The 20,270-nt window shown below is 72.8% G+C and carries 23 protein-coding genes; 12 read left to right on the forward strand and 11 right to left on the reverse strand.

The window, feature by feature from the left end; all coding sequences use genetic code 11:
* Nucleotides 1-133: 133 nt before the first annotated feature.
* On the forward strand, nt 134-937 hold the full coding sequence (locus CRYAR_RS19890; protein WP_051570692.1) for a class II aldolase/adducin family protein: 804 nt from the start codon (nt 134-136) through the stop codon (nt 935-937).
* Here the strand turns inward: CRYAR_RS19890 and CRYAR_RS43335 are convergent.
* Genes CRYAR_RS43335 through CRYAR_RS19915 form a run of 5 tightly spaced genes read right to left on the reverse strand, consistent with a single transcriptional unit; the run spans nt 906 to nt 6,887 of the window.
* Nucleotides 906-1,613: a PucR family transcriptional regulator gene (locus tag CRYAR_RS43335; RefSeq protein ID WP_051570693.1), complete on the reverse strand. Its 708-nt coding sequence runs from the start codon at nt 1,611-1,613 to the stop codon at nt 906-908. The two genes, CRYAR_RS19890 and CRYAR_RS43335, sit on opposite strands and share 32 nt — an antisense overlap.
* Nucleotides 1,614-1,620: 7 nt before the next feature.
* Nucleotides 1,621-3,216, reverse strand: a complete 1,596-nt coding sequence (locus CRYAR_RS19900) for an MOSC domain-containing protein (protein ID WP_035852884.1) — start codon at nt 3,214-3,216, stop codon at nt 1,621-1,623.
* The gene (locus CRYAR_RS19905) at nt 3,213-4,658 is read right to left on the reverse strand and encodes an amidohydrolase (RefSeq protein WP_035852886.1); all 1,446 of its coding nucleotides are present in this window, start codon (nt 4,656-4,658) and stop codon (nt 3,213-3,215) included. Before CRYAR_RS19905 ends, CRYAR_RS19900 begins: the two co-directional genes overlap by 4 nt.
* Nucleotides 4,655-5,260 (reverse strand): FMN-binding negative transcriptional regulator, encoded by a 606-nt coding sequence (locus CRYAR_RS19910; RefSeq protein WP_035865200.1) that lies wholly within the window; start codon nt 5,258-5,260, stop codon nt 4,655-4,657. Before CRYAR_RS19910 ends, CRYAR_RS19905 begins: the two co-directional genes overlap by 4 nt.
* 10 nt (nt 5,261-5,270) lie before the next feature.
* Nucleotides 5,271-6,887: a helix-turn-helix domain-containing protein gene (locus tag CRYAR_RS19915; RefSeq protein ID WP_035852889.1), complete on the reverse strand. Its 1,617-nt coding sequence runs from the start codon at nt 6,885-6,887 to the stop codon at nt 5,271-5,273.
* 58 nt (nt 6,888-6,945) lie between these two features.
* On the opposite strand from CRYAR_RS19915, the gene CRYAR_RS19920 reads away from it, so the two are divergent.
* The 3 genes from CRYAR_RS19920 to CRYAR_RS19930 all read left to right on the forward strand — a co-directional run bounded on the left by CRYAR_RS19920 (nt 6,946) and on the right by CRYAR_RS19930 (nt 9,050).
* Entirely contained in the window at nt 6,946-7,260 is a 315-nt protein-coding gene (locus CRYAR_RS19920) for an ArsR/SmtB family transcription factor (protein ID WP_035852891.1), read from the forward strand.
* Nucleotides 7,250-7,774 (forward strand): SRPBCC domain-containing protein, encoded by a 525-nt coding sequence (locus CRYAR_RS19925; RefSeq protein ID WP_051570694.1) that lies wholly within the window; start codon nt 7,250-7,252, stop codon nt 7,772-7,774. The genes CRYAR_RS19920 and CRYAR_RS19925 overlap by 11 nt, the downstream gene beginning before the upstream one ends.
* A 64-nt stretch (nt 7,775-7,838) precedes the next feature.
* Nucleotides 7,839-9,050: a CoA transferase gene (locus CRYAR_RS19930; protein WP_035852893.1), complete on the forward strand. Its 1,212-nt coding sequence runs from the start codon at nt 7,839-7,841 to the stop codon at nt 9,048-9,050.
* A gap of 10 nt (nt 9,051-9,060) precedes the next feature.
* Here CRYAR_RS19930 and CRYAR_RS19935 read toward each other — a convergent pair whose 3' ends face one another.
* Together CRYAR_RS19935 and lexA are read right to left on the reverse strand one after the other, a co-directional pair.
* Nucleotides 9,061-10,032 carry a hotdog family protein gene (locus CRYAR_RS19935; RefSeq protein WP_035852895.1) on the reverse strand — a complete coding sequence of 324 codons (972 nt, stop codon included), beginning with the start codon at nt 10,030-10,032 and terminating at the stop codon, nt 9,061-9,063.
* Between the two features lie 8 nt (nt 10,033-10,040).
* Nucleotides 10,041-10,676: a transcriptional repressor LexA gene (gene lexA, locus CRYAR_RS19940; protein ID WP_035852897.1), complete on the reverse strand. Its 636-nt coding sequence runs from the start codon at nt 10,674-10,676 to the stop codon at nt 10,041-10,043.
* Between the two features lie 137 nt (nt 10,677-10,813).
* Here lexA and CRYAR_RS19945 point away from each other — a divergent pair, with 137 nt between their 5' ends.
* Together CRYAR_RS19945 and CRYAR_RS43340 are read left to right on the forward strand one after the other, a co-directional pair.
* A complete protein-coding gene (locus tag CRYAR_RS19945) occupies nt 10,814-12,211 on the forward strand; it encodes a sugar porter family MFS transporter (RefSeq protein WP_051570695.1) in 1,398 nt (465 codons plus the stop codon).
* Nucleotides 12,212-12,350: 139 nt separating this feature from the next.
* A complete protein-coding gene (locus tag CRYAR_RS43340; protein ID WP_051570696.1) occupies nt 12,351-12,881 on the forward strand; it encodes a hypothetical protein in 531 nt (176 codons plus the stop codon).
* A gap of 33 nt (nt 12,882-12,914) precedes the next feature.
* Here CRYAR_RS43340 and CRYAR_RS19955 read toward each other — a convergent pair whose 3' ends face one another.
* The gene (locus CRYAR_RS19955) at nt 12,915-13,256 is read right to left on the reverse strand and encodes a cupin domain-containing protein (RefSeq protein WP_051570697.1); all 342 of its coding nucleotides are present in this window, start codon (nt 13,254-13,256) and stop codon (nt 12,915-12,917) included.
* A 51-nt stretch (nt 13,257-13,307) separates the two neighbouring features.
* Here CRYAR_RS19955 and CRYAR_RS19960 point away from each other — a divergent pair, with 51 nt between their 5' ends.
* Genes CRYAR_RS19960 through CRYAR_RS19970 form a run of 3 tightly spaced genes read left to right on the forward strand, consistent with a single transcriptional unit; the run spans nt 13,308 to nt 15,819 of the window.
* On the forward strand, nt 13,308-14,315 hold the full coding sequence (locus tag CRYAR_RS19960; protein ID WP_035852899.1) for a GlxA family transcriptional regulator: 1,008 nt from the start codon (nt 13,308-13,310) through the stop codon (nt 14,313-14,315).
* Nucleotides 14,316-14,329: 14 nt separating this feature from the next.
* Complete coding sequence (locus CRYAR_RS19965; protein ID WP_035852901.1) at nt 14,330-15,262, forward strand: carbohydrate kinase family protein; 933 nt, start codon at nt 14,330-14,332, stop codon at nt 15,260-15,262.
* Nucleotides 15,259-15,819: a TetR/AcrR family transcriptional regulator gene (locus CRYAR_RS19970; RefSeq protein ID WP_169745062.1), complete on the forward strand. Its 561-nt coding sequence runs from the start codon at nt 15,259-15,261 to the stop codon at nt 15,817-15,819. Before CRYAR_RS19965 ends, CRYAR_RS19970 begins: the two co-directional genes overlap by 4 nt.
* On the opposite strand, the gene CRYAR_RS19975 is transcribed toward CRYAR_RS19970, so the two are convergent.
* Nucleotides 15,813-16,745, reverse strand: a complete 933-nt coding sequence (locus tag CRYAR_RS19975; RefSeq protein ID WP_035852908.1) for a DUF808 domain-containing protein — start codon at nt 16,743-16,745, stop codon at nt 15,813-15,815. The genes CRYAR_RS19970 and CRYAR_RS19975 overlap by 7 nt on opposite strands.
* 116 nt (nt 16,746-16,861) lie before the next feature.
* Here CRYAR_RS19975 and CRYAR_RS19980 point away from each other — a divergent pair, with 116 nt between their 5' ends.
* Both CRYAR_RS19980 and CRYAR_RS44575 read left to right on the forward strand, forming a co-directional pair.
* On the forward strand, nt 16,862-17,527 hold the full coding sequence (locus tag CRYAR_RS19980) for a DNA alkylation repair protein (protein ID WP_035852916.1): 666 nt from the start codon (nt 16,862-16,864) through the stop codon (nt 17,525-17,527).
* 7 nt (nt 17,528-17,534) lie between these two features.
* Nucleotides 17,535-17,681, forward strand: coding sequence for a hypothetical protein (locus CRYAR_RS44575; protein ID WP_063725734.1), 147 nt, complete (start codon nt 17,535-17,537; stop codon nt 17,679-17,681).
* Here CRYAR_RS44575 and CRYAR_RS43345 read toward each other — a convergent pair.
* The gene (locus CRYAR_RS43345) at nt 17,678-18,154 is read right to left on the reverse strand and encodes a hypothetical protein (protein ID WP_051570698.1); all 477 of its coding nucleotides are present in this window, start codon (nt 18,152-18,154) and stop codon (nt 17,678-17,680) included. The genes CRYAR_RS44575 and CRYAR_RS43345 overlap by 4 nt on opposite strands.
* A complete protein-coding gene (locus CRYAR_RS49005; RefSeq protein ID WP_051570699.1) occupies nt 18,151-18,729 on the reverse strand; it encodes a TetR/AcrR family transcriptional regulator in 579 nt (192 codons plus the stop codon). The genes CRYAR_RS43345 and CRYAR_RS49005 overlap by 4 nt, the downstream gene beginning before the upstream one ends.
* A 54-nt stretch (nt 18,730-18,783) precedes the next feature.
* Between CRYAR_RS49005 and CRYAR_RS19995 the strand changes: the two genes are divergently transcribed.
* Nucleotides 18,784-20,232, forward strand: a complete 1,449-nt coding sequence (locus CRYAR_RS19995; RefSeq protein ID WP_035852919.1) for an MDR family MFS transporter — start codon at nt 18,784-18,786, stop codon at nt 20,230-20,232.
* Nucleotides 20,233-20,270 lie beyond the last annotated feature (38 nt).

Raw genomic sequence — 20,270 nt, forward strand, 5'->3', positions numbered from 1 at the left:
GGCCACTGTCGTCACCTCCCGATCCCCGGTGGCCGTCTTGTGCCGGCGCACAAGCAAGTCGGGGCTGCGAACCGTTGTGCGACGCCCACCCCGGCCGCGACGCTCGAGGAGAACCCCGAGCCCGGAGGTAACCATGGCTGATCAGCGCGGAATGGCCGTCGGTACGCACTTGAAACTGGCGGCACCGCCCACGTTCGACTCCGTCGACGACGAACGCGCCCACCGCAAGGCCGTGCTGGCCGCGGCGTTCCGGATGTTCAGCCGGGCCGGCCTCGACGAGGGCGTCGCCGGGCACATCACGGTGCGCGACCCCGGCGAACCCGACACGTTCTGGGTCAACCCGTTCGGGATGCACTTCAGCCTGATCAAGAGCAGCGACCTGGTGCGGGTGGGGCACGACGCGCAGGTCGTCGAAGGCGACCGGGCCGTCAACGGGGCGGCGGTGGCGATCCACACCGCGGTGCACGCCGCCCGCCCGGACGTGCTGGCCGCGGCACACGCCCACGGCCCGGCCGGCAAGACGCTCTCCGCCCTGGACATGACGATCGAGCCGCTCACCCAGGACGCCTGCGCGTTTTACCAGGACATCGGCGTCTTCGACGACTACACCGGCGTGGTGCTCGACCCGGCCGAGGGCAAGCGGATCGGCGAGGCCCTCGGCCCGCACAAGGCCGTCATCCTGCGTAACCACGGCATGCTCACGGTGGGAGCCAGCGTCGAGAGCGCGGCCTGGTGGTTCCTCACCCTGGAGCGCACCGCGCAGTGCCAGCTGCAGGCCTACGCGGCCGCGGCCGGCCACGGATCGAAGCCGCGGCTGATCCGTCCCGAGGAGGCCGAGGCGACCCGAGGGCAGGTGGGCGGCGAGTTCGCGGGCTGGTTCCAGTTCCAGCCGATCTGGGAGCGGATCAGCGCCGATCACCCGGATGTCTACGCGTGAGGTCCAGCGCGACGGCCTCCAGCGCGAACAGCAGCTCGGCGGCCTCGCGGGGACGGTCGACCGAGCGGCCGGTGAGGGCCTCGACCCGGCTGAGCCGGTAACGCACGGTGTTGCGGTGGCAGAACATCGCCGCCGCCGCGCGTGTCGTCGACCCGTCGGCGTCGAACCAGGCCCGCGCGGTACGCAGCAGCGCGTCGCGGTCGTCGGCGGGCAGCTCCAGGAGGCCGCCGGGGACGCGGCGGGCCAGGTCGTCGGCCGTCCCGGGGTTGTCGGCGATCACGGTGGCGATCGGACGCTCGCCGTAGTGGCAGACGCCCGCGGTGCCGGGCGGCACCGCGGCCAGGGCGAGCCGGGCGAGCCGGAGCGCCTCGGCGCTCTGCGAGAGCGGCTGGTAAGGCGGGCTGACGCCGAACCGGCTGCCGCGCAGCGACGGGAACGCGGCGCCGTCGGGCCGGGGGAGGACGGCCAGCAACCTCCCGGTAGACCGCGCACAGCGCCTCCGAGACCTGTTCCAGCCGGTACGCAGTTGTTCCGCGCAGACCGCGGCGAGGTCCTCGGGCGGCACGACGTCCAGTTCCCGCTCGGCGAGGCGCACCCGGGCCGCGAGTTCCCCGGCGAGCACGTCGACCTTCGCGAGCAGGCTCTGCCCCAGCGCGGTGAACGTGGCGTCGGCCATCCACCGATTATTCGACGGCGACCCGCTCGGTGAGCGGATAACTGACGCACAGCAGCGCGCGGTCCCCGACGACGGGGCCGTCGACCGCGCCCTCGAGCACCCGCGCCTCGCAGGTCCGGCAGGTGCCGGCCCGGCAGTCCGAGGGCCGGTCGAGCCCGGCGGCTTCGGCCAGTTCGAGCAGGGTCTGCTCCCGGTCGGCCGGCCACCGGACCTCGTGCCCGCCGAACCGCACGATCGCGTCGGTGCGCCGGCGCGGGCCGGCGGGGGGCGACGCGGCGGCGACGAAGTCCTCGGCGAAGACCAGGTCCGGGTTCGCGCCGAGCGCGATCAGCCCGTCGCGGACCTCGGTGGTGAACGCGAGCGACCCGCAGACGTAGACGTCGCTCTCGAACCAGGGGACGTCCCCGGCGCCGGGCAGGTAGTTCCCGCGCATCACCTCGACCACCCGCTCGGCGGTCAGCGGCGCGTGGAAGTAGCGCAGGTGCAGGTGCTCGTGCCGGGCGAACAGCTGGTCGAGGTACGCGCCGAACGCGGTCCGCTCCGCGCGGGTGCGGTAGAGCAGCCAGAGCGGCGGGACGAACCCGTTGCGGTCGAGGTGCGCCTGGATCATCGCGATCATCGGCGTGATCCCGATGCCCGACGCGACCAGCACGACCGGCCGGAAGCTGCCGCGGTCGAGGTGGAATCGCCCGGCGGGCGAGCGCAGGTCCACGGTCGAGGCGGCTGCCAGCGCGGTGCTGCCCGCGCCCCGGCGCTTCACCGTGATCCGGTAGTGGTCGGTGCCGTACGCCGACAGGCTCCAGGTGCGGACGACGTCGCCGACCCGGACGACGACGTGCTGGCCGGCCCGGAACCCGGGGAGCGCGCCGGCGTCGACCGGCCGCAGGACGTACGAGTTCACGTCCGGGGTCTCCGGCACGACCTCGTCGACCGTGAAGCGCCGCCACCCCCGCCACCCGTCGGCCGCCGCGTCCCGGGCCAGGTTCGCCATCTTGAGCGTCAACGTGCCCCGGACGCCGTCGCTCAGGTCCGGGCAGGCCAGCGCCCGGTCGATGACCTCCCGGTCGGCCGCGGTGATCGCCGTGCCGGAGTCGCAGAGCCGGGACAGTTCCGCGACGGTCGGGGCGCCGGGATCCCCGGACACCGGCACGAGCGGGTCACCGGGTTCCACGACGCCGGGGGACACCACGTTGAAGTACGCCCCCGAGCGTCCGGACAGCCGGAACTCACGCATGAACGTCTTCGGCCGTCCCAGCCGCCAGGTCAGCTTCCAGCAGGGGATGCGCGGGCCGGTCACGACGACGACCGCGGTGCCGACACGGAACCGGTCGCCGACCCGCAGCGCCGACTGGTCCAGGACGTCGAGCGTGAGGTTCTCGGCGAAGAGCCCGTCCTCGGCGGAGGCGTACCCCCAGTGCCCGTAGCTCTCCCGGTCGATCGCGTACAGGTGGTTGGTGTGCACCGCGACCTCGTCGCCGTCCGCCCCCGCGGCGGTGATCGTCCAGGGCGCGGCGACCGGCGACTTCAGGTACGCGGTCCGGACCTCCTCGCCGTCGATCCGCTGCGTCCGGACCTTCCCGGCGTTGCACCCGAGGACCTTCACCGCCGGTAGGTGAAGTCGCCGCCCACGAGCGTCGCGAGCACGATGGTGCCGCGCAGCGACTCCTCGGACGCGGCCGACGGGTCCCCGGCGACGACGGTCAGGTCGGCCACCGCGCCCACCTCCACCGAGGCGCGCCCGGCGCACGCGGCGGTGATCGCCACGTCCAGCGGCAGCGCCTGCTCCGGGTGCCACGCGGGCCGGCCGTCGTCGCTGCGGTGGACCGCGTCGGCGATGGCCTGCCACGGGTCGAGCGGGCTGACCGGGGCGTCGGAGCCGAGTTCGAGGCGGGCCCCGGCGTCGTGCAGCGTCCGGTAGGCGAACGCGCGGTCGGTGCGGCCGGCCCAGAGCCGGTCGGCGACGTCGCGGTCGGTGACCGCGTGCTGCGGCTGCACCGACGCGACCACGCCGAGCTCGGCGAAGCGGGGCACGTCGTCGAGCGCGACCAGCTGGGCGTGTTCGATCCGGCCGGTGCAGCCGATCCGCGCGAAGACGTCGAGCACGGCGGTGTTGGCCCGGTCCCCGATCGCGTGGATCGCCGGCACCAGCCCCGCCGCCCATGCCCTGCTCATCAGCGCTTCCAGCTCGTCGGCCGGCACCAGGCACAGCCCGTGGGAGTCGTCCGGGTAGGGGTCGGCGCACCAGGCCGTGCGGGTGTTGAGCGAGCCGTCGCTGACGATCTTGTACGGCCCCACCCGCACCCGGCCGGAGGTTCCCTCGACGACCTCACCGGTCCGCCGCCCGGCGGCGATCGCGGCGTCCAGCCACGGCGTCCAGATCCCGGCGTGGACGCGGACCGGCGGCGCTCCGTGGGCCGCGACGCGGCGGGGCCAGGCGGCCAGGTTGTCGCTGAACTCCAGGTCGATCAGGCCGGTGAGCCCGAGGGACGGCAACTCCGCGAGCGCTTCGGCGATCCACCCGTCGACCTCGGCGGCGGGCGTGAGCTCGCTCAGGCGATGGTTCGCCTCGATCGACTCGGTCTCGCGCAGCACACCGGTCGGGTGGTCCGGAAGGCCGACGAGCGCCAGCGCCGCGCTGTTGAACCAGGTCGTGTGCAGGTCGATGCTGCGGACCACGACCGGAACGTCGCCCAGTTCGCCGTCGAGGAAACGCTTGTGCGCGGGGGTGTCCCAGAGCGCGGGCACGATGTCGCGGCCGCTGAGCCACTGACCGGGCGCGGGTGCGGTGGCGCGCAGCGCCCGCGCCGCCTCGGCCGGCCCGGTCGCGGCCGACAGGTCGACGCTGCGCCGGTGGCGCACCCACTGTTCGACGTGGACGTGCCCGTCGACCAGCCCGGGCAGGACGGTCGCGTCGCCGAGCGACACGACCTCGGTCGCGTCCAGGCTGCCGGCCGGTCCCACCGCGGTCACGGTCCCGTCGTCGATCCGGACGTCGGACGCCGCACCACCGAGGCCGAGGCGCCCCCCACGCAGCAGGACGCTCATCGCGGACCCCGCATCGCGGCGGCGAGCGCGGGGTTGGCGTGCAGATCCATCGGGTCCTCCAGACCGTGCAGTACCCCGGCCACGTCCTCGGCCGGCTTGTCCTGGCTCAACTTGCGCTTGGCCTCGACCCGGCTCGGCACCAGCCGGAACCCGGTGACGTACGGCGTGAGCTTCGCGGCGTAGCCGGCGACCCGCGCGGTCAGGTACGGGTCGGGCCGGCCGGATTCGAAGTGGTCCTGGGTGCGGGTCAGCACGTCGAGCGTCTGTTCCGGGCCGAGCGCCGACGGCCGGCCGTGCAGGTGGGCGACGACGTAGTTCCAGGTCGACACGCTCGGGCCGTGGACGTACCAGCCCGCGCTGACGTACCCGTGCGGCCCCGCCACCACCAGCACCGTGTCGACCCGGCCCAGCCGGTGCTGCGCGGCGTCGGAGGCGGACAGGTGACCGAGCAGGGTCAGCCGGTCGGCGGTGTGGTCGACGACGATCGGCAGGTGCGAGACGACGAGGCCGTCGCTGATCATCGTGACCCACGGGTGGGCCTCGACGAGACGCGCCAGCTCGGCGTCGTCCGCGGGCCACGCGTAGTCGGCGCGCGTGTGCATGCCGACGACGTTAGGCGCCGGGATCCGCGCGCCCACTGTCGTCAGACACCGATCGCCGGGTGTCCGCTTGTAGCCGCCGACAGGCGTTGCGCAGCTGCAGCCAGGTCACGAGCGTCTCGTCACCGGCGCCGAGCTCGATGCCGAACCGCTCGGTCAGGCGGCGCACCCGGTAGCGGGCGGTGTTCTCGTGGACGTTGAGCGCCTGGGCGGTGGCGGTGATGTTGCCGAACGTGCCCAGGTAGGTCAGCAGTGTCGCCGCGTAGTCGGTGCCCTGGGTGGCGTCGTGCTCGAGCACGCTGCGTACCGGCGCGAGCCGCAGCGCCTCGTCGTCGTCGGGCAGCGCGGTCAGCACGAGCTCGCTGCGGACGTCGTCGAGGACGGCGACCGGCCGCCCGGCGAGCAGGACCCGCTCGGCGAGCTGCCGCGACCGGCGGGCCTGGTCGAGTCCGGACACTTCCGGGCCGAAGCCGACGCGCAGCGCGATCCCGGCCGAGCGGCGGGCCGCGGTCGCCAGGTCGGTGCCGAGTTTGCGCAGCCGGGGCGTGGACGCCGGGCCGGGGAGCAGCAGCAGGAGGTCGTCGCCGTCGAGCACCGAGGCCGCGCCGGAGTGCCAGTACTCCCCGTGCAGGGCGACCAGGTCGGCGACGCGCGCGGCGTGCAGGCCCGGCTGCGTGACCGGGCGGACCACGCCGACCACCACCGGCGTGGCCTCCGGCAGGGCCAGCGCGGCGGCCGCGGCCGGAGCGTCGAGGGTGTCGGCGAGCAGGCCGCGTAGCGCCTCCCCGCGGCGGGTGCGGTCGGGGTCGTGCGAGCCGCGCCGGCGCAGCAGGTGCATCGCGGTCGTGCGGGCGGCGTCGATGAGCACCCGGTCGGCGTCCTCGACGAGCTGCGGGCGGCCGCACAGCACCCAGATGACGCCGAGCACCTGGTGGCCGGCGCGGACGGCGACGGCCAGCCGATCGGCGTAGTCGGGGTGCGAGCTCTCGAAGAACACCGGGCCCGGGGCGGTCAGCACGGCCTGGTACTCCACCGCGTTGGTGGGCCGTTCGGGGGTCTGGCGGCCGAGGATGGCCAGCCGCCGGATCGGGTCGATGTCCTGCCCGGGCAGGTTGGAGTAGGCCATGATGCGGCCCGTCGTCTCCTCGATCGTCACCGGCCCGCCGAGCGACGCCGCGATCGCGTTGGCCAGGCTGAACAGGTCGCCGCTGGGCTCGTTCACGGCCGAGCCCGGGAGGCGGGCCGTGGTGATCAGCGCGTCGAGGTGGCGCCAGGCCATCTCGTCGGGAGTGCAGAGCAGGGTGAGCCCGTGATCGTCGCCGATCTCCTGTTTCCAGGCTTTGAGCACGACCGTGTGACCGCCGGCGGCGGCGATCCGGCGGAGGGCCTCCGGCTGCCCGGCCCGGGCGCCGGTGACGAAGACGATGCTGTCGCCGACGTCGGGCAGCGGCTCGCCGGGGCCGTAGATCAGTGGTTCGCCGATCGGCTCGTCCAGGCGCTGCCCGGCCACCAGGCGCAGTGCGTGCGGACCGAGGGCGCCGAGGAGCTCGCGCAGCGTGACCGGGCGCGGCTGCGGGTTCGGCGGGGGCAGGATCGTCGTTGATCTGGCGACCACGTCCCCCGGTTCCATCAGGTCAGCCTACATGCGTGCCTTGATATTCATATGAATGGCTGGTAATACTTGCGTCGTGGACGGTTTCACGGTCATCGCCGAGCCGACGCGGCGCGCCATCGTCGACCGTCTCCGGGTCGCCGAGAGCGACGTCGGGGCGCTGGTCGGCGCACTGGAGCTGTCCCAGTCGCTGGTCTCCAAGCACCTGCGCGTGCTGCGTGACGCCGGCGTCGTCGAGGCCCAGGTCGTCGGAAAACGCCGGGTGTACCGCCTCGCGGCGGACCCGCTGCCCGACGTGGTCGCGTGGGTGCAGCCGTACCTGCGCACCTGGGCCTCGAGCTTCGACCGGTTGGCCAACGCACTCGACGAGGAGGACGCTCATGACACGTGACGACGTGGTGTTCGGGGAGATCCAGGCCCCGGTGGACGCCGTGCTCGAGCGCGACGGGGAACGCTGGACGCTGGTGCTGCGCCGGCGGTTCCGGCACGACGAGAAGCGCCTCTGGGAGATGCTCGTCGACCCCGCCCACCTGCGCCGGTGGTCCCCGGTGGTGCCCGAACGGCCGCTGACCTCACCCGGCCCGGCCACCTGCCGGGAGAACCCCGGCGACGAGCCCAACGACGCCGAGGTGCTCGTCGTGGAGCCACCGCACACGCTCGTGCACCGCTGGGGCGACGACCTGCTGCGCTGGACGATCACGCCCGCGGAGGGCGGCGCCGTGCTCGAACTGCGGCAGACCTTCGACGACCGCGCGGCGGCGGCGAGCTACGCGGCCGGCTGGCAGGTGTGCCTGGGGCGGCTCGCGGCCGAGGACGACAGCCCCCGTGAACGGGTCACCGGCCCGCGCGCGCTGGACTACGGCTGGCCGGATCTGCGCGAGCGCTACGACGCGGCGTGGCGGTGACCGCGTACGGCGGTGACCGCGCGCGGACCGACGCGGTGTTCGGTTGCCCCGTTACCGTCGGATCATGACTCTTCCGCTGACCGGGCTGCACGTCGTCGACCTGTGCACCTATGTGGCCGGTCCGTCCGCGTGCATGACGCTGGCCCAGCTGGGCGCGGACGTCGTGCGGATCGACCCGCTCGGCGGTGCGACCGACACACGGCGGCTGCCGCTGGCGCCGGGCGGGCAGAGCCTGTACTGGGCCGGGCTCAACCGCGGCAAGCGCTCGATCGAGGTCGACCTGCGCGGCGAGGGCGGCCGGGACGTCGTCCGCCGGCTGCTCGGGGTGCCCGGCGAGGGGCACGGCATCCTCGTCACGAACGCGGTCGGGCAGTCGTGGCTGCGCCACGAGGAACTGCTCGCGGTCCGGCCCGATCTCATCCAGATCCGGATCGGCGGGCGGGCGGACGGACGCCCGGCGGTGGATTACACGGTCAACTGCGAGGTCGGGCTGCCGTGGGTCACCGGTCCGGTGGACGCGAGCGCGCCGGTCAACCACGTCCTGCCGGCGGGGGACCTGATCACCGGGGCGCACGCGGCGCTGTCGGTGGTGTCGGCGGAGCGGTTGCGGCGCGCGACCGGCGCGCCCCAGTACGTCGAGATCAACCTGGCCGACGTCGCCGTGGCGACGATGGCGCACCTCGGGTTCGTCGCGGACGTGGTGGTGAACGGGTCGCAGCGGCTGCGCGAGGGCAACTACCTGTACGGCTCGTACGGCTGCGACTTCGCGACCGTGGACGCGCGGCGGGTGATGGTCGTCGCGCTGACCAACCGGCACTGGAACGCGCTGATCCGGCTGACCGGCACCGCGGACGTGCTGGCCGCGATGGAGAAGGCGCTCGGTGTCACGTTCGCCGAGGAGGAGGCGCGCTACCGGTACCGGGACGTGATCTCGGCCCTGCTCCGCCCGTGGTTCGAGCAGCGGACGCACGCCGAGGTGGTGGCGTCGCTGGAGACCGCGAAGGTGCTGTGGGGTGACTACCGCACGATCGAGGAGATGACCCGGTCGTCGGACGGGCTGCTCGCGGCGAGCGGGTTGTTCACCGAGGTCGACGACCCGGCGCTGGGCCGCTACCCGGTGCCGGCGCCGGTCGGGCGGCCGACCGGGTGGACACCGCCCGCTCCGGCGCCGGCCCCCGCGGTGGGCGCCGACACCGGCGACGTGCTCACCGACTGGCTCGGTCTGCCTCCGGCCGAGATCGAGGCCCTCGCGGCGGACGGCGCCATCCGGCGCTGACCCGCGCGGGTCAGGCGAACAGGGCCCGGAAGCGCCAGTCGAGCACGGGGCGGCCGGTGGAGTCCGCGACCTCGCTGCGGAGCGTCACCAGCGAACCGCCGGCCCACGCCGGGACGATCCCCTCGACGGTGACGACGCTGTGCAGGGTGTCGCCCTCGTGCACCGGGCCGACGTGGTCGCAGCTGTCCCAGCCCACCACGGTCACCAGCTCCGGCAGCGCCCGGCCGACCTGGCTGAGCGCCAGCCCGATCGTGTGCCCGCCGTACACCAGCCGCCGACCGCCACCGGCGTCCGCGTCGTGGTGCACGCGGGCGACGTTCAGCGTGAGCCGGGCCAGCTCGGGTGCGCTGGTGACGACGTCCCCGCCGATCACCTCGATCCTCGACCCGACCTCCCGGTCCGGTCCGGCCGGCACGCGCTCCCGCCACGCGTCCAGGTCCCAGCCCGCCACCCCACCGCGGCCCGCGTCGGCGGCCGGCGCGACCTCGAGCGCGTCCAGGTCGTCGCGGTGCCCGGTGTCGGCGTCGGAACGCAGCAGCAGCATCGCGCAGCGGTAGAAGTCGAGGACCGACCGGCCCTCCTGGTCGACGGTCACGATCCGCAGCGCTGCCAACCCGGTCGGCGGACGCCCCTCCCGCCGGGTGTTCTGACGCAGCCCCGCCACCGTCGTCACGGTGTGCAGCGTGTCACCGAGCGCGGGCAGCCGGTGCAGGGCCAGGTTCCGGTAGAACAGGTTCGCCCGCACGTGGTGCGTGACCACCGTCGACTGCCCGATCGCGACGTCCCAGACGAACGCCGGGTGCGCCAGGGCGCCCCGCCCGGCCACGGCGTCGGCCAGCCCGGAGTCGAGCGGCAGCCGCAGCCGGTCCCCGAGGATCGCCTGGTGGGCGGCCGCGCGCCCGGACGTCAGCGTGTACGCCGGCGCGCCGGCGAACTCCTGCCCGACGCTCAGCTCGTCGAAGTAAGGGCCTTCCGCCCGCATGGTGCCCCCTAGGTACGGCGCAGGACCGAGACGACCTTGCCCAGGATGACGGCGTGGTCGCCGTCGATGTCGGCGTAGGCCGGGTTGCGCGGTTCGAGGATCACGTGGCCGCCGCGCCGGCGGAACACCTTCACGGTGGCCTCGTCGTCGATCATCGCGGCCACGATCTCGCCGTTGTACGCCTCCGGTTGCTGCTTGACGACGACGATGTCCCCGTCGCAGATCGCGGCGTCGATCATCGAGTCGCCGCGCACCCGCAGGCCGAACAGCGTGCCCTTGCCGACCAGGTCCCGGGGGAGCGCAAGCACCTCGTCCGAGGTCTCCTCGGCCAGGATCGGCGTACCGGCGGCGATGTCGCCGAGCACCGGGACGCCGATCGTGCCCGGGTCCTCCCGCGGCGCGGCGACCGGCTCCAGGAACATCCGCACGTCGATCGGGCGGGTGGCCCGCCCCCGCCGTAAGAAACCCAGCTCCTCCAGACGACGCAGGTGCCTGCTCACCGTGGAGGCCGACGCGAGCCCGACCGCGTCGGCGATCTCACGCGTCGACGGCGAGTAGCCGAAACGCTGCGCCGACCTCTGGATGACGGCGAGGATCCGGCGCTGCCGTTCGCTCAACACCGACGTGTCCAGGTCCTCGTTCATGCCCGCATCCTGCCGCAACGCCGAAACCGGCCGGCCGGAGGGTGACCACCGCCGACGCGCGTCGCCGGTCCGCGAGTGACCGGCGACCGACGTGGGTATGACCCGCGCCACGCTTCGCTGCGCACCGGGAGGTCACGATGGGTCAGGCCGTCTCGTCGGAACAGAAGAACGATCGGCTCACCGGGTCGGTCGTCGTCGTCGCCCTGGTCTCCGCCATCTCGGGGCTGCTCTACGGCTACGACACCGGCATCATCTCCGGGGCGTTGCTCCAGATCGGTGACGACTTCGACATCGGACACGTCTGGGAGCAGACGATCGCGGCGTCGATCCTGGTCGGCGCGGTCATCGGTGCGCTCACCTGCAGCCGGCTGGCCGAGCGCCGCGGCCGCCACGGCACGCTGCTGCTCATCGGCATCGTCTTCGTCGTCGGTGCGGTCGCGGCGGCGCTCTCCCCGGAGCCGATCACGCTGTCGCTGAGCCGTCTCGTGCTCGGCTTCGCGGTCGGCGGCGCGACGCAGACCGCGCCGGTCTACGTCGCCGAGCTCGCCCCGTCCGCCTACCGCGGGCGGCTGGTGCTGTTCTTCCAGATCGCGATCGGCGTCGGCATCGTGATCGCCACCATCGTCGGCGCGGCCGAGGTCATCGACTGGCGGGTCTCGATCGGCCTGGCCGCCGTCCCCGCGGCGATCATGTTCGTGCTGATGCTGCGGCTGCCGGAGAGCCCGCGCTGGCTCGCCCGCGAGGGCCACGACGACCGCGCCCGCGAAGCGCTGGCCCGGGTGCGTCACCCGGAGGCCGATCTGACCCGGGAGCTGGACGAGATCCAGGAGAACGTCCGGGCCGAGCGGGAGGCCAGCACCCGCGGCTGGGCCGGCCTCAAGGCCGCCTGGGTCCGTCCGGCGCTCGTCGTCGGCTGCGGTCTCGCGATCTTCACGCAGCTGTCCGGCATCGAGATGATCGTGTACTACACGCCGACGATCCTGACCGACAACGGTTTCACCGACTCGACCGCGCTGCGGGTGTCGGTCGCGCTCGGCCTGACCTACCTGATCGCGCAGCTGATCGGGCTGGCGATCATCGACCGGGTCGGGCGGCGCCGCCTGACGCTGGTCACGCTGCCGTTCGCCGCGCTCTCGCTGATCGTGCTGGGCTGGTTCTTCGTCTCCGGCAACGACGGCAAGTCGATGATCCCGTGGATCATCGCGACGCTGATCGCGTTCATGGCGTTCACCGCCGGGGGCATCCAGCTCATGGGGTGGCTGACCGGCTCGGAGATCTACCCGCTCGCGACGCGGGCGGCCGGTGCCGCGGCCCAGTCCGCCTCGCTGTGGGGCACGAACGTGCTGATCACGCTGACGCTGCTGAGCACGATGAAGGCGATCGGCACCGGCCAGACGTTCTGGATGTACGCCGCGTTCAACATCGCCGCGTTCGTGTTCCTGTACGTCAAGATGCCCGAGCTGACCGGGCGCAGCCTCGAACAGATCGAGGAGCACCTGGCCGACCGCAAGTTCAAGCCGGCCGACTTCCGCTGATCCCCGCCGGGTCGGTGCGCCACGCCGCCCGACGGCGATGGTCACCGCCCCGGTTTGTGCACTGTGGAGCGGTTCGAACGCCTAGGGTGTGCTCGACCGGTGCGTCACGGGGGCGTCCGGCGGTAGGAGAGGGACGCGGATGTTCCGACGTGTCATCATCACGGTCTTAGTGGCGGCCGCCTCGGTGCTGTTCGTGACGGGCCCGGCCCAGGCGTTCCCGGCGACGGCGTGCGACCGCACCGCCGGGCCCGAAGGCCGGCCCGGGGACTACAAGGACTACACGAGCCCACTCGACCGCACCGTGTGGACCCACAACATGTACGCCTGCCAGTGGCTCGACAACGGCAAGAGCTGGACGTTCTACAAGGGCACCGCGACCCTCCGGATGGTCAACGGCGACCTCGGCGTCTACAACAAGGCCGGCGTGCGCAAGTGGCACACGAACACCGCGGGGTCCGGGGCCACCCAGATGCTCTTCCAGCAGGACGGCAACCTCGTCCTCTACACGTCCGGCTACGGGCGGGCGGTCTGGTCGAGCGGCACCTACAACAAGTGCGACCGCTACTCCGAGTTCCCGATCCTGGCGACGCAGAGCGACAACAACCTCGTCATCTACTGCGGCATCGCCGGCACCAAGGCGATCTGGGCGACGCACACCGCGGGCATCTAGGCCGCAGCCGAGCACGGATTCGCAGGACACGGCCTAGCTCCAGGCCGGTTTGCCCCCGGCCGCGGTCGACGTGATCTCCGGGCCGACGAGGAGGAACTTCACCTCGTCGTCGGCCCGGGGACAGTGCTCGACGCCCCGGGGGATCACGAGCAGGTCGCCGGGGGAGAGCTCGACGTCGCCGTCGCGCAGCTGCACGGTGAGCGTCCCCTCGAGGAGCAGGAACGTCTCGTCCTGGTCGTCGTGGCGGTGCCAGGTCGTCGAACCGATGCCTTTGGCGACCTTGAAGAGGGTGCCGTTGCCCTGCGCGAGCACCCGCTGGGACCAGAACTCGGTCAGCCGGTCGGCCTCGGGCAGCAAGGAGATTTTCTCGATCACGTGTCGATCCTGACCGCGTGGCGACCGCGCCGACAGTGTTAGAAATGATGCATGTCGAAAGGATCCTGCGCCACGCGCACGGTGGCGCTGATCGTCGACGAGCACTCGAACCCGTTCGAGGTCGGCTGCGCGACCGAGATCTTCGGCATCAGCCGGCGCGACGCGATCGGCTTCGAGCCGTACACGCTCACGGTCGTCACCCCCCGCCCCGGTGTCCGCATGCGTGACGGGTTGTTCCAGGTCAGCGCGGAGGGACGGCTGGCCGACGTGGTCTCGGCCGACCTGGTGATCGTCCCGAACCGGCCCGCGGTGGAGCTGACGTCGAGGCCGGCGGTGCTGCGGACGATCCGGCGCGCGCACGAGCGCGGCGCCCACCTGATCGGCCTGTGCACGGGCGCGTTCACGCTGGCCGAGGCCGGGGTCCTGGACGGCAGGCGGGCGACCGTGCACTGGCAGCTGGCGGCGGAGTTCCGGCGCCGGTTCCCGGCCGTCCACCTGGAACCGGACGTGCTCTTCGTCGACGACGGGGACGTGCTGACCTCGGCGGGCAGCGCGGCGGCGCTCGACCTCGGGTTGCACGTCGTCCGCCGGGATTTCGGGGCCGAGGTCGCCAACCACGTCGCGCGCCGGCTCGTATTCGCGGCCGTGCGCGACGGTGGACAGCGGCAGTTCGTCGAGCAGCCGCTCCCGCCGCCGACGGTGAACTCGCTGGCGCCGGTGCTGGAGTGGGCGTCGGCGAACCTGCACCGGCGGCTGGCCGTGGACGACCTGGCGCGGCGGGCGCGGCTCACGCCGGGCACGTTCCACCGCCGGTTCCGCCGCGAGGTCGGCAGCACGCCGGTCGAGTGGCTCACCGCGCAGCGGGTCGCGCTGGCCTGCCGGCTCATCGAGCAGGGCGCGAGCGGCGTCGAGTCGGTGGCGCACCACGCCGGCCTGGGCACCGGCGCCAACCTGCGTTCGGTGTTCCGCCGTCACCTGGGCGTGACCCCCAGCGAGTACCGCAGGAGGTTCGCGGTCCGACCGGGTCCGGCTCAACCTCGGACAAACGTCCAGGGTTGACGCTAGGGTGCCGCATGACCGTCACCGTCGCCACGATCGGCGTCCACGTCCTCGACACCCACGTCCTCGGCATCCAGTCGATCCCGGAGGGTTCCGAGGGGCAGTTGGTCGAGTCGATCCGCATCTCACCGGCCGGTACCGCGGGTGGCACCGCCGTGGTGCTCAGCCGGCTGGGCGTGACCGTGCGCAGCCAGGGCGCGGTCGGCACCGACCCGCTCGGCGACGCCCTGCTCGGCGCGCTGAGCCGGGAAGGCGTCGACGTCAGCGGCATCGTGCGCACCGACGCCGCGCAGACCTCCTCGTCGGTCCTCCCGGTGCGCCCCAACGGCGACCGCCCGGCCTGGCACTGCATCGGCGCCAACGGAGTGTTCACGCTCGACCACGTCGACCGGGCCGCGCTCGAGGGCGCGGCCCACCTGCACCTGGGCGGCCCGGAGTTCCTCGGCGGCGACGCCGCCGGCGAACTGCTGGCCCACGCCAGGGGCCTCGGCCTGAGCACCTCGATCGACCTGCTCGCCCCCGGCGACCCGGGGATGCTCGAGTGGATCGCGGCGGCGTTGCCGCACACCGACTACTTCCTGCCCAACGACGAGCAGGTACTCGGCTTCACCGGCGCCGACGACCTCGTCGCCGGCTCGCGGGCGCTGCTCGGAGCAGGCGCCGGCTGCGTCGCGACGACCCGGGGCAAACAGGGCGCCCTGGTCGTGACGCCCGACGAGGTGATCGAGGTGCCCGCGTTCCGGATCGACGTCGTCGACACCACCGGGTGCGGTGACGCGTTCTCGGCCGGCTTCGTGCTTGGCCGCGCCCAGGGCCGTTCGCTGGCGGACGCCGCCCGGCTCGGGTGCGCGGCGGCGGCCCAGGTCGCGCAGGGCGTCGGCACCGACGCCGGTTCCTACGACCTGGCCTCGGTGGAGGCGTTCGCGGCGTCCACACCGACGTGGTGACCAAGCGGTACACCCGCGGGGAGCTGCGCCGGGCGCAGCTCCTCGACGCCGCGGTCGCGGTGATCGCCGAGCACGGGCTGGAAGGCGTCACCCATCGCGCGATCGCCGCCGCCGCCGGTGTCCCGCTCGCCACGACGTCGTACTTCTTCTCGTCGCTGGACGAGCTCGTCGGCGCCGCCGTGACCCGCGTCGCCGACGGCATCCTGGAGTCGGCCGACGTGCTGGCCGAGGGCGCGCCGGTGGAGCACACCATCGACCTGCTGGTGGAGGTGGTCACCGCGCCGACCGTGCTGGTGCAGTTCGAGGCCTACCTGGGCCGGTCGCGCCGCCCCGAGCTGGTCGAGCCGGTGCGTCGCATCGTCGAGGCCTACGAGAGCGCCGCGACGACCGTGCTGCGCTCGCTCGGCGCGCCCGAACCCGCGCGGGCCGCGCGTCATCTCATCGCCCTGCTCGACGGGTTCGCGCTCCAGCGCATCGCCCACCCGCGTCCCGACGACCGCGACGTGCTCCGGGACGCGGTGCGGCTCTTCGCCCGGTCGTACCTGCCGGCTCAGTGAGCCTTCTTCCTCCGCTTCGCGACGAGCGTCATGACGACGACGACCAGCGCGCCGACGATCAGCCCGAGGATCGCGCTGAACACGGTGTTGACGATCCAGCCGACGACCCCGCCGAGCGCGCCGGTGGCGTCGTGGGCGGCTTCCTCGACGTGGTGCACCGCGCCGTAGAGGGCGTGCAGGCCGAGCTCGTCGGTGCCGACCAGCAGGATGTGCCCGCCGACCCAGAGCATCGCCGCGGTGCCGATGATCGTCAGCGCGGTCAGGACGATCGGCATCGCCTTGACCATGCCGCGGCCGAGCGCGGCGACCGCACCGGGGCCCTGCGCGAGGCGTAGCCCGGCGTCGTCCATCTTGACGATCAGCCCCACCGCGCCGTAGACGACGACGGTCATGACCAGCGCGACCACGGCCAGGATCGCCAGGCGGGACCAGAACGGCTGGTCGATGACCTCGTTCAGCGTGATCACCATGATCTCCGCCGACAGGATCAGGTCGGTGCGCACGGCGCCGGAGATCAGCGTCTTCTCGTCCTTGGCGCCCTCGTCCTCCTCGGCGTGGGCGCTGCCGCGGTGGGCGACCTTGTGCCAGACCTTCTCCGCACCCTCGTAGCAGAGGTACGCGCCGCCGACCATGAGGATCGGCGTCAGCAGGACCGGCAGGAACTGGCTGAGCAGCAGCACCACCGGCAGGATGATCAGGAACTTGTTCCGCAGCGACCCGATCGCGATGCGTTTGATGATCGGCAGCTCACGCTTGGCCGCGAGGCCGCGCACGTACTGGGGCGTGACCGCCGCGTCGTCGATGACGACGCCGGCCGCCTTGGTTCCCGCCTTCGCCGCCGCCGCACCGATGTCATCGATGGAGGCGGCGGCCGTGCGGGCCAGTACCGCCACGTCGTCCAACAGGGCAACAAGTCCACCGGCCACGGGTAGTCCTCCACAGGGCTCGAGCAGTGTCCGCGCTGGTCATTGTCGCAAGCGCGGCCCGACTGCCGGTTGGTTGCTGCGAGCATCGTCTTGACATAAGCATAGACTTATACGTCATGACGGTGACCGAGGTGCTGGCGGAACTGCGCGCGCTGGAGGACCCGAAGGTCCGCGCGGTGAACGAGAAACACGGTGACGACCACGGGGTGAACCTCGGCCGCCTGCGCGCGGTCGCGAAGCGGCTCACGACCCGGCACGATCTCGCGCGCGAACTCTGGGCGACCGGTGACAGCGCGGCGCGCCTGCTGGCCCTGCTGATCTGCCGCCCGAAGGCGTTCGACCACGACGAGCTGGACGCGATGCTCCGCGCGTCGCGCACCCCCAAGGTGCAGGACTGGCTCGTCAACTACGTCGTGAAGAAAAGCCCTCATGCCGACGCCCTGCGCGAGCGGTGGTGGCACGACCCCGATCCGCTCGTCGCGAGCGCGGGCTGGGCGTTGGTCACCGAACGGGTCGCGAAGAAGCCGGAAGGCCTCGACCTCGCCGCGCTCCTCGACGAGCTCGAGGCCGGGATGAAGGACGCGCCGGACCGCCTGCAGTGGGCGATGAACCACTGCCTGGCCCAGATCGGGATCGAGCACGCCGGGCACCGGGCCCGGGCGATCGACATCGGCGAACGCCTGGAGGTGCTCAAGGACTACCCGACGGCGCCCGGCTGCACGTCCCCGTTCGCGCCGATCTGGATCACCGAGATGGTCGGCCGCCGCGACGTACCGGTCTAATAGGACCATGAAGACGAAGCTGAGCTGCCCGTGCGGCGAATGGATCGAAGGTGTCGACGAGGACGACCTCGTCGCCAGGACCCAGGCCCACCTCGCGGCCGCCCACCCCGACCTCGACTACTCCCGCGACGAGATCCTCTTCCTCGCGTACTAGAACGGCGGGGTCGGCGACCAGCTGCCCCCTCCCGGCGTCGCTCGGGCGGCGGGCGGGGGCGCGACGTCCTCGCACGCGGCGACCACCTCCAGCGCCGCGTGGGCCACGGTGAGGTCGGCGTCGGTCCGGAACGCGTCCATGGCGTCGCGCACCCGCGGTCGCCTCGCGAGGCAGGCGTCGACGTCGGCGGGATGGCCGGCTTTCCAGCGGGCCGCGTCGAGCACCGAGGTCAGCCAGCGCAGCAGCGCCACCCGCATCGGGTCGGCGCGCGGATCGCCCAGGATCGTGAGCACGTAGTCCACCGCCGGAGCGGTGGCCCCGTACACGGTGTCCTGGTGGTGCAGCGCGCCGTACAGGTACCCGAGTGCGTCGGCCCGGGTCGTGGCATCGGCGCTCAAGACTCCGGGGAGGATGTCCGTTGCCGCGAACGCGACGCCGAACGCGTCCTCGAAGTTCGACCAGTCGGGTGTCATCCGAGCTGGAACAGCGCCCTCTGCTGGGCGCAGGTGGCGCGGAAGACCCCGGCGAGGTCGGCGTCCTCGCCGTGGTGGCGGCGGATGGCCCAGTCGTCGAGCGCGGTGTTCAGGGCGACCGCGAGGGTCTCGACGAGCAGGCGGGCGTGCATGTCGCCGCCGAGGTGCCGCTGGCGCTGACGGCACTGCTCGGCGTCGAGCAGCAGCGCGCGGTGGCGCAGGTTGGCGTCGTGCTCTCCGAGACAGCGCACCCGCACCATCCGGTGCAGGAACGTGGCGCTGAACGACTCCAGGGCCTCGGCGGTGGCCCCGGCGAGGTCGTCGAACCCGATCGCACCGGGCGGGATGCGCTCGCTGACCGCCGCGTAGAAGTCGCGCTTCACGCCGAGGACCGCGTCCTCCTTGGTGGGGAAGTAGCGGAAGAACGTCCGCGGGGAGACGCCGGCCGCCGCGGCGATGTCGTCGACGGTGGTGTGTTCGGACCCGCCGCACGCGAACAGTTCCAGCGCCGCGGCCTCGATCTCGGCCGCGGTGGCCAGCCGGCGGCGCTCCCGAAGACTGGTGATGTCGGTCACGGACCCGATGCTAGCGCGTGCCGACATGGCAGTCACTGCCACTAAGCTGGGCCCGTGACCCTCGCTGCCGACGCCCCTCGGACCGCCCCCTCGACGGAGCAGCGGCTCAGCCCCGCTGACCGCAACCTCATCGGCCTGCTGGTCATCTCGACCTTCGTCGTCATCTTCAACGAGACCGTGATGTCGCTGGCCCTGCCCCGGCTGATGAGCGACCTGAACGTCTCCGCCGCCACCGGCCAGTGGCTGACCACCGGCTTCCTGCTCACGATGGCGGTGGTGATCCCCGCCACCGGGTTCGTCATGGAGCGGTTCAGCGTCCGCCAGGTGTTCGTCGCCGCGATGGGGCTCTTCAGCACCGGCACGCTGATCGCCGCGGCCGCTCCCGGCTTCGGCGTGCTGCTGCTCGGCCGGGTCGTGCAGGCCGGCGGTACCGGCGTGATGATCCCGCTGCTCATGACCACCGCGATGAGCCTGGTCTCGCCGGGTTCGCGGGGCCGGATCATGGGCGTCATCTCGATCGTCATCTCGGTGGCCCCGGCGATCGGCCCGACCGTGTCCGGCCTGGTCCTCTCCCGGCTGAGCTGGCGCTGGCTGTTCCTCGTCGTCCTGCCGATCGCGCTTCTCAGCCTGGCGCTGGGGGCCTGGAAGGTCCGGAACGTGACCACGCCCCGGCGTGCCCACCTCGACGTGCTCTCGCTCGTGCTCTCCGCGGCCGGCTTCGGTGGCCTCATCTACGGCCTCGCCGGCCTCGGCGAGAGCGGCGGCCACGCCCCGGTCGCCCCGTGGATCCCGGTCGTCGTCGGCCTGGTCGCGCTCGTCCTGTTCGTCCGGCGCCAGCGGGCCCTGCAGCGCGGCCGCGGCCCGCTGATGGACCTGCGTGTCTTCGCCCAGCGCTCGTTCACGGTCTCGGTGCTGGTGATGATCGCCGGCTTCATGTCGCTGTTCGGCGCGCTCATCCTGCTCCCGATCTACCTGCAGAGCGTCCACGGTCTGAGCACGCTCGCGGCCGGTCTGCTCGTGCTGCCCGGCGGCCTCGCGATGGGCACGCTCTCACCGCTGGTCGGGCGCCTCTACGACCGGTTCGGCCCGCAACCGCTGGTGCTCCCGGGCACGGTCGTGCTCAGCGCCGCGCTCTGGCTGCTCGCCACCGTCGGCCCGGAGACGTCGACCGCGCTCGTGGTGCTGTTCCACGTCATGGTGATGTCCGCGCTGGCCCTGATGCTCACGCCGCTGATGACCTCGGCCCTGGGCAGCCTCCCGGCCGACCTCTACGGCCACGGCAGCGCGGTGATCAGTACGTTGCAGCAGGTCGCCGGAGCGGCCGGCACCGCGCTGTTCGTCACGGTGCTCTCCCGCACGACCGCCGCCGGGCTCGCCGGCGGCGCCGACACCGTGACCGCGACCGCCGACGGGGTGCAGGCCGCGTTCGTCTGGGGCGGGGTCATCTCGCTGGTCGCCGTCGTGGCCGCGCTGTGGGTCCGGCGCACGCCCGCCGTCCCCTAGGGTCTGGTGAATCGGTCCCCGGATCCACTATGTACGGC

It is taken from the genome of Cryptosporangium arvum DSM 44712, from assembly GCF_000585375.1.
In the GTDB taxonomy this organism is placed as follows: Bacteria; Actinomycetota; Actinomycetes; order Mycobacteriales; family Cryptosporangiaceae; genus Cryptosporangium; species Cryptosporangium arvum.